The 11,878-nt window shown below is 63.0% G+C and carries 11 protein-coding genes and 1 riboswitch; of the genes, 6 read left to right on the top strand and 5 right to left on the bottom strand.

Annotated features, from left to right (window positions below):
- Positions 1-513: 513 nt before the first annotated feature.
- Both E0E00_RS11430 and E0E00_RS11425 read right to left on the bottom strand, forming a co-directional pair.
- A complete protein-coding gene (locus E0E00_RS11430) occupies positions 514-1,803 on the bottom strand; it encodes an IS256 family transposase (protein ID WP_130812616.1) in 1,290 nt (429 codons plus the stop codon).
- Between the two features lie 376 nt (positions 1,804-2,179).
- Complete coding sequence (locus tag E0E00_RS11425) at positions 2,180-2,641, bottom strand: hypothetical protein (protein ID WP_130812615.1); 462 nt, start codon at positions 2,639-2,641, stop codon at positions 2,180-2,182.
- 784 nt (positions 2,642-3,425) lie between these two features.
- Between E0E00_RS11425 and E0E00_RS11420 the strand changes: the two genes are divergently transcribed.
- A complete protein-coding gene (locus tag E0E00_RS11420) occupies positions 3,426-4,841 on the top strand; it encodes a DUF4236 domain-containing protein (RefSeq protein ID WP_165443679.1) in 1,416 nt (471 codons plus the stop codon).
- A 432-nt stretch (positions 4,842-5,273) separates the two neighbouring features.
- On the opposite strand, the gene E0E00_RS11415 is transcribed toward E0E00_RS11420, so the two are convergent.
- Together E0E00_RS11415 and E0E00_RS11410 are read right to left on the bottom strand one after the other, a co-directional pair.
- Positions 5,274-5,660, bottom strand: a complete 387-nt coding sequence (locus E0E00_RS11415; protein WP_130812613.1) for a type II toxin-antitoxin system death-on-curing family toxin — start codon at positions 5,658-5,660, stop codon at positions 5,274-5,276.
- The gene (locus E0E00_RS11410; protein WP_130812612.1) at positions 5,657-5,875 is read right to left on the bottom strand and encodes a type II toxin-antitoxin system Phd/YefM family antitoxin; all 219 of its coding nucleotides are present in this window, start codon (positions 5,873-5,875) and stop codon (positions 5,657-5,659) included. Before E0E00_RS11410 ends, E0E00_RS11415 begins: the two co-directional genes overlap by 4 nt.
- Before the next feature lie 149 nt (positions 5,876-6,024).
- Positions 6,025-6,132: riboswitch (TPP riboswitch) on the top strand.
- Between the two features lie 53 nt (positions 6,133-6,185).
- Here E0E00_RS11410 and E0E00_RS11405 point away from each other — a divergent pair.
- From E0E00_RS11405 to E0E00_RS11390, 4 genes are read left to right on the top strand one after another with little or no spacing between them, the layout of a single operon-like run.
- Positions 6,186-6,524 carry a thiamine-binding protein gene (locus tag E0E00_RS11405; protein ID WP_130812611.1) on the top strand — a complete coding sequence of 113 codons (339 nt, stop codon included), beginning with the start codon at positions 6,186-6,188 and terminating at the stop codon, positions 6,522-6,524.
- Between the two features lie 3 nt (positions 6,525-6,527).
- Positions 6,528-7,319: an ABC transporter permease gene (locus E0E00_RS11400; RefSeq protein ID WP_130812610.1), complete on the top strand. Its 792-nt coding sequence runs from the start codon at positions 6,528-6,530 to the stop codon at positions 7,317-7,319.
- Positions 7,319-8,401: an ABC transporter substrate-binding protein gene (locus E0E00_RS11395; RefSeq protein ID WP_130812609.1), complete on the top strand. Its 1,083-nt coding sequence runs from the start codon at positions 7,319-7,321 to the stop codon at positions 8,399-8,401. Before E0E00_RS11400 ends, E0E00_RS11395 begins: the two co-directional genes overlap by 1 nt.
- Positions 8,402-9,235, top strand: coding sequence for an ATP-binding cassette domain-containing protein (locus E0E00_RS11390; protein ID WP_130812608.1), 834 nt, complete (start codon positions 8,402-8,404; stop codon positions 9,233-9,235).
- 23 nt (positions 9,236-9,258) lie between these two features.
- Here E0E00_RS11390 and E0E00_RS11385 read toward each other — a convergent pair whose 3' ends face one another.
- Positions 9,259-10,311, bottom strand: a complete 1,053-nt coding sequence (locus tag E0E00_RS11385) for a hypothetical protein (protein WP_130812607.1) — start codon at positions 10,309-10,311, stop codon at positions 9,259-9,261.
- 297 nt (positions 10,312-10,608) lie between these two features.
- Here E0E00_RS11385 and fba point away from each other — a divergent pair, with 297 nt between their 5' ends.
- Positions 10,609-11,481 carry a class II fructose-1,6-bisphosphate aldolase gene (gene fba / locus E0E00_RS11380; protein WP_130812606.1) on the top strand — a complete coding sequence of 291 codons (873 nt, stop codon included), beginning with the start codon at positions 10,609-10,611 and terminating at the stop codon, positions 11,479-11,481.
- Positions 11,482-11,878 lie beyond the last annotated feature (397 nt).

Here is an 11,878-nt window from a genome sequence, read left to right as displayed (position 1 = left end):
CTTCCTCCGTTCTCCTGCCACTCCCCGTGCCAGCTCACCAGCCGTGCGCGGCTGGGACATCCGAGCTCCCGTATGGTTGCCGTGGCCTTGAGGCCGTACTTGATGTAGGGCTCGACCGCCCTTTTCCCCTGTTCAGGGGAATACACGCCATCCTCCAGACGCCATCGTCTGGTACGGATTTCCGGTACCACCCCCCTTCAGTCAACGGGTTTTCGACACTTCGCGCACGGGCATGCTGGCCACCCCCCGAGGGGCTGACTCAGTCGTGTGGTCGGTCTTCGACCGGGGAGGCCCGGAACGGGAACGACCGGCATGGACAAGACCGGTTCCATGCGGAGGAGGTACAGGCGGGGCGAGGGCGCCGCCGCGATGGCCCGCGAGGCCGGGGTCTCGCGCGACACCGTGTGCAAGTAGGTAGTGTCGGGATTGTTGGTGTAACCTCCACGAGCGAGTGCCGGGCCCTGAGCCCGGCCGAGTGAGCGGACCGTCGCTTCGCTGAGACCTTCGCCTATCCTATGCCGCCTCCAGCCCGTCCGCAAGCCCCAGGCTCGCCTCTGTCGCCTTCCTGGCGAACTCGAGCAGCTCGGCCTGCCTCTCCGGCATCGGAGGCTCCGCCCCCTTCTCCTCCCTCTTCTCGTCGTAGGGCTCTGCCATCATCCCCTCCGCGAAGTACCTGGCGTCGCCCCACTCCTCGTCCTGGTCGCACATCACCGCGCCCACGAGGCGCTCGAGCGGCGCGACGGACGGGAAGACCCGCACCACCCTCGACCCGCGCTTGGTCTCCCTGCTCGTGCGCTCCTGGGCGTTGTTCGTGCGCAGGCGCCTCCAATGCGAGGCGGGCATGTCCGGGTAGGCAAGGGCGTCCGGCTCGGCCTCCTCGGGCAAGCGCGCGGCGCCCGGGCAGCAGTCCTGGGGCATCTCGCACGCCAGGTGGCACATCGTCCTCACGGCGTCGGCGCCCCTCGCGCGGAACACCGGCGCCACGATCCTGCCGACGCGCCTCCTGGGCTGCCTGCTCCTCGCCTCGCGCATGCAGCCGCGCATGAGGCGGACGACGCAGCGCTGCCACGCCGCGCCCTGGAAGGCCTCGGCGATCGCGCGCCTGAGGCCCTCGTGGGCGTCGGGGGTGACAAGGCGCACGCCGTCGGCGCCGCGGGCCCTGACGCCCCTCAGGAACGCGAGCCAGGAGTCGCAGGACCCGGTGTCGACGACGGAGACGCCCAGCACGCGCCTCCAGCCGCGCTCGTCGCAGCCGATCGCGGTGACGACGGCGGTGGACGCCGCGCGGCCGTCGCGCCTGCACCTCACGTAGGTGGCGCCCAGCCAGACGTAGGGCGTGCGGAGGCCCGCCAGGTCGCGGGAGAGCAGCTCCCCCACGTCGGCGTCGAGGCCCTTCGCCATCGCGTCCGCCTGGTCCTCGGAGAGCCTCGTGACGCCCATCTTCTCGGCTATCCCCTGCACCTTCCTGGTGCTGGTGCCGGTCGCGCACGTCTCCGAGACGGCCGCCACGAGCGCCCTGTCGACCCTCTGGCAGCGCCCGATCACGTCCTCGGGGAGGAAGCTGCCGGTCCTGAGCTTGGGGACCCGCATCGTGGTCGTGCCGACGCAGGTGGCGAGCCTCCTCTCGCGGTAGCCGCTCCCGCCGTTGCCCTGCGCGGCGCACATCCCGTCGGCCTCGGCGTCCATGACCCCGTTGACCACGGTCTCGGTGAGCTGGCGGATCAGCTCCTGCAGGTTGATGGTGCCGTCCTCGAAGCGCGGCATGCGCATGGCCGTCATCGCGGCCTCTGATATGATGTCCATTGGGTCGTCGTTCCCTTCCACGAATCCGATTTGTCGCGATCTCAGATTCTAGGGCGACGGCCCGCTTCTCTACAAATCCCGCCTGGTACGGGGCTTACACCAACTTTTTCGACACGATCGGATGAATCGCCCAATGTTGATATGGTACAGAGTGTTGCAGATCTCGAAGGACTTGGAGCGCCCGATTCCGAACACCTCCTGCAGGTCCCATGGTCCCCAGCCGCTCCGGGCGGTCGCGGAGTGACGTGCTGTCCCTGAGCCACGAGCGCATCGCGCTCATCGAGTTGGACCTCCCGGGCTCGGTAGCTTGCGAAGACCAGTCACACCAGTCTCCATCTGCGGCATTGGGAAGTCAGAGCGCAGTCATGTCCAAGCCCTAAGATGAGGTTGTCTCTATAAGCCTGGAATATAAATCACTAATCTGCTGGCATGCGTCGTAGTTGCTTTCGTATGGAATAGAATCATATATAGCGCAAGACCCATCCGTTCCGACCGTCAGCGTCGTTGACGATTCAAGCACGACAAAGAACATACGTTCTCGGCCACCCGAGACCCCGCCTTCGGGAACCTCGGCGGGGTCTTCCGAGGTTTCTGAGTCAAGGTTGGCTAGGGCCCCAATTGTTGCCGGAAGGTCGTTTTCGTCAATCTTAGAAACAGATTTGCCGTCGAGGGAGAACAGAAAAACGTCAACCACATTATCTTGAGAGATGTGCTCTCTGGCTATTTGGTGGTCATTGCCATTAGCCTCGTCATCCCCATCACTGACCTTTCTGCATGAGGCGCAAAGGGCTGGAACAAGGGCTAAAGCTACCAGAATGAAACTCCTCCTGCCAATCATGTCCTCCGGTCCTTACTGCCTTCTGGCAGCGGCTATCGTCTTTAGGGCCGCGCCGGAATAGCCACTTGAATATGCGTGGGCTGCCTCCAGCTTTGAAACCTTCCGCATCTCATGGTTTCATCGGCCAGCATTTCGATGGCAGTCCATTTTGTGAGCGATATGGATATTGTCTTGAACGGCTCATTAGGTGATTGAAATCCATGCCTTTAACTTCCTTCTTCGCAGGGCTTCTCCCAATCTCTCGCTGATTCAGCAAACGCGTTGCACGGATTCCGCTATGCTGCATAGCGTAAAACGTGAGGGATTGGGGGTGTCTTATGCCGGCGCTAACACCGCGTTTAGGATGCGAAGGAGCCTTCTGGCGCGCCCATGCTCGGCCGTGTGCTAAAGTATCCCCGACAAAACAACGGGGGCTGGCGCACGCCGACTGAGAATGGGTCCATCGCGACCCTGACCGTAAACCTGATCCGAGTGGAGGAAGAACCTTGTGGCCTCCGGCGTTTCGGCAGATAGACGGCCATTTTTCATTCCCATTTCCTTGGAAGCCACGCGAAAGTGCGCGGAACAGTCCATCTGGGATGTCACAAACTGTCATAAATCGGCGAACGGTAGTCCATCTACGTAGGAAGTTCTGTCACGTCGGGGTTAGACCGTAATGTCACGCGCGTGGCCCAATCCCGCTCGCCTGTGGACTCTTTCGGCCGTGATGCCGCCTCACGTTGCTAGGCTAGAAAGTCATAAAGTATTTATCGATGCGGTTCGTCGCGAGCGAGGGGGAGCGCACATGGGCGTCAGGTTCCACAAGTCGGTGTCCCTGGGAAAGGGTGCTAGGATCAACTTCAGCAAGTCTGGCTCCAACCTCAGCGTCGGGCACAGGGGTGCATCGCTCAACCTCAGCAGGCGAGGGACCTGCTCGACCTTCGGCATCCCCGGCACGGGGCTTTCCGTCCGCACGAAGATCGGCGGCTCAACGCGCTCCCACAAGAGCGCGATGTCGCACAGGTCAAGCCCCTCAAGGACGAGCGCGACAAGGAATATCTCCCCGGCGCGGCAGCAGACGATCGACATGTTGAGGCCGCACGCAAGACCGGACGGCACTATTCCGCTGAAGGTCGGCCTGAACGACAACGGCGAGGTTACGTACACCCTCGAGGAAACCGGCGAGCAGATTACGGACAAGGCGGTGATTCGGGAGCTGAGAAAGCTGCCGGAGATCAAGAGCGAGCTTCTCGACCTCGAGGCGAAGCAGCGCCAGGTGTGGAGGGAGCTGCAGGAGAAGTCCGAAGAGGCGAGCCGGGAGTTCATCGACATCTACAAGCTCGCCCCGAAGGTCGTCACCGCCAGGGCGTTCAACCAGAGGCTGGCAAAGCTCAAGCCTGAGACCTACAAGAGGAAGAACTTCGAGCTCCCGAAGCCCACCGAGGATAGCGTGAGGTCGACGCTCGAGGCCGAGGCATGGGAGAGCGTGAAGGGCATATTCGGCAGGAAGAAGAAGGAGCGCGAGTTCGTGGAGGCCTCCCTTGCCAAGCGCCTCGCTGACGAACAGGCGCGCTGGGAGGAGAAGCGGTCCGGCTTCGAGGCGGAACAGGACGAGCTCGAGCGCTCCGAGAACGAGCGCCTGAGCGGCGAGTACGAGCTGGAGAAGGCCTCTCTGGAGGCCTCGCTCTCGGATGACGACGAGGTGATGGCAGGCCTCGTGGAGGACTGGCTCTCCGACCTCACGATTCCCGCCGACGTGAGCGCGCAGATCGACTGCGAGGGCGGCCACCTGTACCTGGACCTCGACCTGCCGGAGATCGAGGGCCTGCCCCAGACCACGACGAAGCAGCTCAAGTCCGGCCAGGTGAAGGTGGTGAACAAGACCCAGAAGCAGCTCAAGTCCGGCCAGGTGAAGGTGGTGAACAAGACCCAGAAGCAGCTCAAGCAGGAGTACGCGACCTGCGTTCTGGGCATGGCGTTCTTTATGGCCGCCAACATCTTCGACCTGAACGCGAACATCTTGGAGGTGACCGCCTCAGGCTATACGCAGCGCCGAGACAGGAACGGCGACATGGCAGACGAGTACATCTACTCTGTCAGGTTTCCGAGGGAGCAGTTCCGCAAGACGGCGGTCAAGGACCCGATAGAGGATATCAACGGGTTCGAGAACAGGATGAAGCTAGGGTCGACCTTCGCCTTCGGGAAGATTAAGCCGTACTAGCTCGCCACAGTGCGTCGGGGTTCGCAGGCTCCACGACCGATTACATCAAGGCATTTCTGTATGGGGCGCGTGGCAATATCGCCACACATCCCAAGCCAATCGCTGCGTCACGAGCATGCCTTCGTCACACCCCGCCGCACATACTGCCGCGGTAGCGGAGTGTGGCCTTTCCATGACTCGGACCCTTGGGGACTGTCTGGGGACTCCTCGCCCGTCGAAGTGGTCAGAAACGCGCGCCGCATGGGCGACACTCCTGCCAAAGCGGACGCGGCGGACGGGCGTCGCAGAGTGGCGCCGTCCGTCGGACTGGGACTGGGGGAGTGATTGCCTTGGGAGCATCGAGGAACGAGTTCGGCTGCACGTCGAGGGGCCGAGAATGCTTCGCCTCCTGCAGGGAGATGGAGGGGCTACGAGCGCATCGCGCTCATCTACTTATGCCACTTGGCTACGGACCCGTCTCGCAAGCTTATCTAGAGAGACCTTGCCGGTAGCGACGCCGAGCATCACTTCGCAGAATTCTGCGTGGCGCGGTTTGAACCTCATGCCGTTCGAACGGAGCACCATGCCGAGCACCGCCGCTCCGGTCCGCTTATTGCCGTCGACGAACGGGTGGTCGGAGATGATGGCGTGGGCCATCGCACATGCGCGCGAAATATCGTCCGGGAACGCGTCAACCCCGTCGAACGAGGCGAAGGGCCTGGCGAGGGCGGAGTCCAGCATGCCGGGGTCCCTGATGCCGGATGCCCCGCCAAAGCGTGCCAGGGACGCGTCGTGCACGGCGATGACCTGCTCGCGCGATGGCCAGAAGAACTCGCTCACTTGGCGAGCTCCTCGAAGACGTCGGCGTACTCGTCCATGAAGTCCACTGCGACGTCCACCATGTCCGGATTGGCGACGCCGGCGGCTGGGGAGATGGTCACCCAGGGCTTGTTGTTCTTGAGCACGGTGACGGGCCTTCCGGAGCGGTTCACCTCCGCCGTCACGCGGGAGAAGTTGTTCTTTGCCTCGGCGAGGCCGATCGTCGTCGTATGCATGTTGGTCTCCTTCCTATTTGCCCATAATTATAGCCAAATATTTGGACAGTATATGGCTAGCAAAGGGAGGCCTTGCCTGGGGCCTTGCGGCGCTCCCACACCCGCAGTCGAACCTCGCCTGCTCCGCGCGTCACCGCGTGTTAAAGTAATCCTTGATAGACGGGGGCTGGCGCACGCCGGCTGAGAATGGGCCCATCGCGGCCCTGACCGTACCTGATCCGGGTAATGCCGGCGTAGGGACCAGAGCACCGAATGTTCGGGCACCTACGGAAACGTGGGTGCCTTTTTTGGTGCCCGGAAAGGAGGGTGCATGAACTGTTCCGTCGCGATTCAGTTCTTGCCCATGGACGCCCAGACCGACGATGAGGTCTGTCGCGTGGTCGACGAGGTTATCGCCTATATCGACTCCACCGGCGTGGACTACTTCGTAGGTCCCTTCGAGACCGCCATTGAGGCCGACTACGACACCTGCATGGAGATCGTCAGAAACTGCCAGCTCGTGGGTGCCAAGGCAGGTTGCAGGAAGATGTCCACGTACGTGAAGATCGACTACCGCCCCGATGGCGACGTTATGACCACCGAGCACAAGGTGGGGAAGTACCACCCCACAGATACGGAGTTCTCGCACAAGGCCGAGGAGGTTGCGTAGCCGGTGTCCAGGCAGGCTCGGGCCCCACGCGCTTCTCGCGCTCGCCGCATCCTTACCCCGCTTCTTACGGTGGTGGGGCTTCTCGTTGTGTGGGAGCTGGTCGTTGACACGGGCATCATCCCCAACTTCCTGCTACCCACGCCGGTGCAGGTGGTCGAGGCATTCGCGAATGACATATCGCTCATCGTGGGCCACGCTGCCACCACGCTCGAGGAGACGGCGCTCGGACTTCTCATTGGTGTTGCCCTGGGCTTTGCTATTGCGGTGCTCATGGACCGCTTTGAGGGGTTCTACCTGGCACTGCAGCCGCTCGTGACCATCTCGCAGACCATACCCACCATCGCCATTGCACCTCTTCTGGTGCTGTGGTTTGGCTATGGCCTGGCACCCAAGGTGATCCTCATCGTGATTACGACGTTCTTTCCCATCACGGTGTCGCTCATCTCGGGCTTCCGCTCGGTTGATCCCGACGTGATTGACCTCATGCGCACCATGAACGCCTCGCGCTGGCAGGTGTTTCTCTACGCAAAGCTCCCTGTGGCCGCCGACCAGTTCTTCAGCGGCCTGCGCATCAGCGCCACCTATGCAATCGTGGGCGCGGTTATTGCGGAGTGGCTTGGCGGCAACTCCGGCATGGGCGTCTACATGACGCGCGTGCGCAAGTCCTTCTCGTACGACCGCATGTTCGCGGTCATCATTGTCATCTCTGCGCTGTCGCTTGGCCTCATGAGGCTCGTTGACCTGCTGCAGCGCGCATGCATGCCCTGGAAGAGGGCAGAAGGGAACAAACGATAATGGCTTCTCACTTCTCGCTTTCTGGCGTCATCTCTCGCCGCTCGTTCATCCGTGGCGGCGTTGCGGCCTCTGCCGCCCTGGCGCTTGCCGGCTGCGGGCAGCCTGGCTCCAACCAGCCCGGCTCCTCTGACGCGACGTCTACGAGCGACTCGTCCAGCACGAGCGGCTCGAGCGAGGTCGCCAAGATCTCCTTCGTGCTTGACTACACGCCCAACACCAACCACACCGGCATCTACGTGGCGCAGTCGAAGGGCTTCTTTGCCGAGGAGGGCCTCGACGTCGAGATCGTCCAGCCGCCCGAGGACGGCGCGGATGCCCTCATCGGCGCCGGCGGGGCGCAGATGGGCGTCTCCTACCAGGACGTTATGGCCAATAGCCTCTCGTCTGACCAGCCCATGCCCTATACGGCCGTGGCTGCCATCATCCAGCACAACACCTCGGGCATCATGAGCCGCGCAGCCGATGGCATCACGCGCCCCAAGCTCATGGAGAACCACACCTATGCAACGTGGGACCAGCCCGTGGAGCAGGCAACGATCAAGGACGTGGTCGAGGCCGATGGCGGCGACTTCTCCAGGGTCTCGCTCGTGCCCTACAACGTGGATGACGAGGTCTCGGGCCTCAAGGCCAACATGTTCGATACCGTGTGGGTCTACGAGGGCTGGGCGGTCCAGAACGCCAAGGTCCAGAACTACGATGTCAATTACTTCTCGTTTATCTCGATTGACGACGTGTTTGACTACTACACGCCGGTCATCGCCGCAAACGACGACTTCGCCAAGGCCAACCCCGACCTGGTCAAGGCTTTTCTCCGTGCGGCCAAGAGGGGCTACGAGTATGCGGTGGAGGACCCGGATGACGCGGCGGAGGTCCTCTGCACGGCTGTGCCCGAGCTTGACGCCGACCTCGTGCACGCAAGCCAGAACTACCTTGCCACGCAGTACATCGCTGATGCATCCAGCTGGGGCGTAATCGACTCTGCGCGCTGGGCCAAGTTCTATCAGTGGCTGAACGACCAGAACCTGGTCGAGAACAAGCTCGATGTGAACAGGGGCTTCGACCTCTCGTATCTGGAGGCGTAAGTGAGCGCAGGCAAGACAGCTGCCGAGAAGGAACGGGCTTTCGGTGCCGACGGTGCCGTCACCTCGGGCGCAGACGTTGTGCCGGCGCTCGAGGCCCGTGCGCTTACGCTCTCGTGGGATGGCGAGACGACCGTGGTCGATCACATCTCGCTCGTCGTTGACGCAGGCGAGGTCGTCTGTCTTGTCGGCCGCTCTGGCTGCGGCAAGACGACCATCCTCCATGCGCTCTCGGGCTTGACGCAGCCCCTCTCGGGCCAGGTGCTGCTCCACGGCCAGGACGTGACGGGCGCACCCGGGCACGTAAGCTACATGCTGCAGAAGGACCTGCTCCTTCCCAGCAGGCGCATCATCGACAACGTGTGCCTTCCGTTGCTCCTTGCGGGTGTCCCGCGTGCGCGGGCCCGCGCAGAGGCCGAGCCGCTCTTCGAGCGCTTTGGGCTTGCGGGCACGGAGGAGAAGTGGCCGGCCGAGCTTTCCGGCGGCATGCGGCAGCGTGCGGCGTTCATGCGCACCTACCTCATGGGCGCTGACGTCACGCTGCTGGACGAGCCCTTCTCGGCGCTTGATGCCATCACGCGCGTCGAGGTGCGTCACTGGTTCTGCGAGATGGCCCGCGACCTGGGCCTCTCCGCGCTTGTGATCACGCACGACGTAGACGAGGCGGTCTCGATGGCGGGCCGCGTCTACGTGCTGACGGGAAGCCCCTCCGAGGGCGTGCCGAGCCACATTGCCGGTGAGGTCCAGGTGGACCATGGCGCCGCAGGCGAGGGAGACTTTGCGCTTACACAGGAGTTTCTAGCCGCAAAGCGCGCGGTCCTCTCGCTTTTGGGATGAGACAAGGGGACAGTCCCCTTGTCTCATTTGCCGTTGGAGCTCGAGGTGTTGCTCGAGCTGCTGTTGCTCGAGCTGCTGGACGAACCGTCTTTGCTTGTGCCCGACGAGTCGGAACTCGAGTTCGACTTGCCCGAGTTGGAGTTCGCCGAGTCGCTCGTCGTGGAGCCAGGTCCGCTGTTGGAGCTGGAGTCGCTGCTGGTTCCGGAATTGCTGCTGCTAGACCCCGAGTTGCTGCTCGACCCGGAGTTGCTGCTCGTGCTGTTGTTGTTCTCGGAGTTCGACGACGTGCCCGAGTCGCTCGTCGAGGAATCCGACCCACTGTCCGTCGCCGTGGGGGTCGACTCAGTCGTGCTGGTGGACTGGGGCTCTTCGGGCTTCTCGGCTTGCGCGTTCTCCTGGGACTTTCCGGGCTGGGTCTGGGTGGCCTGGGTCTCTTCGGTTGTGGTCTCCTGCGTGCGTCCGGGTGTGGCCCCAATGCCCTTGCCCTCGGTAAGCGCGTACACGAGCACTGCCGAGACAAGCACGGCAACGATGCCCACGATTACGGATGCCACCACAAGGCGGCGCTTGATGTTACGGCGCTGGCGCTCGCGTGCGGCGCGACGGAAGCTTTCGGGCACGATGCGCGTGCCGGACGGTGCGAACTTGACCTCTCGGCCGTCGGCGCTGGGGTTGGTGCCTGCTGGCGTCCCGGCGGCGACGGTCTTCTCGGCGTCAACCGGATGGGGCATGAGCACGGTCTGCCCCATGGCGGGGGAGGTGCCTGCGGTCTTCTCGGCGCCTGACGCGCTGTTGTCGTCTGGCCCTACGGCGCCCTTGATCGCTTCGGCCGACTTCGAGAAGAGGCTGTTGAGGACCGACGACGACACCGTTGCAGCAGCGGCGCCTACGATGGCGCCGATGAGCGAGCCCGCCACGCCAATCTGCGACGAGAGCGAGAACGACACCCCCGCGGCAAGTGCGCTGGCGAGTATCTGTGCAAACGAGAGGTCGCCGAAGACGCCGCTCGCGTGCTCGTCCTGGCTGTCCCTCTCGTCATTCGGACTGCTGACATCCGCCTTGGATTCCTGCGCCAAGACACATCCCCCCTTCGGTCGCGTACCCTCGCGCGGCCCCTCTCTTTGGGATACCCGAGTATAGGCTTGCGGCCAACGTCTGGCGTCCATCCTCACGAAGAAGAGACAAGCCTCGCCATGGGACAAGGACAAGGTGACAGTCCTTCCGTCTCACTTCTCAGATGGGACATGCGAGACTCGGATGGGACATGCGAGATTTCGCATCCTTGCAGCCACTCTAGGGTGTGAAGGCTCTCATATCGGGTATTATTGACGGAGTACCACATCGTTCAACTTCCAACAGATGGAGGTCACGCTATGCTTGTCAATGCAACTGCAATGCTTCAGAGCGCCGAGAAGGGCCACTATGGCATTGGTGCCTTCAACACCAACAACCTTGAGTGGGCCTCTTCCATCCTCGATGCCGGCGAGGAGCTCCAGTCACCGCTCATCATCCAGTGCACCAGTGGTGCCGCCAAGTGGCAGACCTCCTTCAAGGTCGTTGCCGACATGGTGAGGGACCTCATCGAGGCCAAGAACATTACCGTCCCCGTTGCCCTCCACCTCGACCACGGCTCCTATGAGGCCGCTCTTGAGTGCGTTGAGGTCGGCTTCACGTCCGTCATGTACGACGGCTCCCACGAGGCCAACTTCGAGACCAACCTTGAGCATACCGCCGAGATCGTGAAGCTCGCCCACTCCAAGGGCATCTCCGTCGAGGCTGAGGTCGGCGGTATCGGTGGCACCGAGGATGGTGTGACCGCCAGGGGCGAGCTGGCCGACCCCGATCAGTGCAAGGCCATCGCAGACCTCGGCGTTGACTTCCTGGCCTGCGGCATCGGCAACATCCACGGCATCTATCCTGCCAACTGGGAGGGCCTGTCCTTCGACCGCCTGCAGGAGATCAAGGCCAAGACGGGTGACCTGCCCCTCGTTCTCCACGGTGGTACCGGCATCCCCGTTGACCAGGTGAAGAAGGCCATCTCCCTTGGCATCTCCAAGATTAACGTCAACACCGACCTGCAGCTGGTCTTCGCGGCCGCTACGCGCAAGTACATCGAGGGGGGCCTCGACCAGCAGGGCAAGGGCTACGATCCGCGCAAGCTCCTCAAGCCCGGTCGCGAGGCCATCAAGGCCCGCACCGAGGAGCTCATCAAGGAGTTTGGCTCCGACGGCAAGGGCTGGAACTAGCGGCCTGCCGTTGCAAGCTGCGTCGCAAGCGCCGCTCGTCGCAGGGCGTTCTGAGGGCCCGTCCGGCATGTCCGGGCGGGCCCTTTCCTGTCACGCGACTCCCGTCCCCGTGTGCCGCTCGCGCGACCCAGCCCTGCAGAGTCCGATTGGCTAGGGGCGGATAGGCAATCGGTCTTCTCAACACGACCATTGGCGGAAGGGGGCGGCGGCTTCTGCATCTTTGTCCCGCCCTGCTTCTGTGGGGAGATGCGGGGAGGGGGTGCCGTCCGAAGCTTTCTGCCTGCCGTTCAGATATGCCCTCTTGCAGGACGCAAGAAATAAGGTTAACGTTCACCTTAAACGAGGGGGACCGTGGGACCATCCAGTCTGGAAGGGTTGACGGCTCCTGCAGATGCAG

Source organism: Olsenella sp. Marseille-P4559 (assembly GCF_900605015.1).
GTDB lineage: Bacteria > Actinomycetota > Coriobacteriia > Coriobacteriales > Atopobiaceae > Tractidigestivibacter.
The sequence above is the reverse complement of the archived record's forward strand: the minus strand, read 5'-3'. Positions and strand labels throughout refer to the sequence as shown.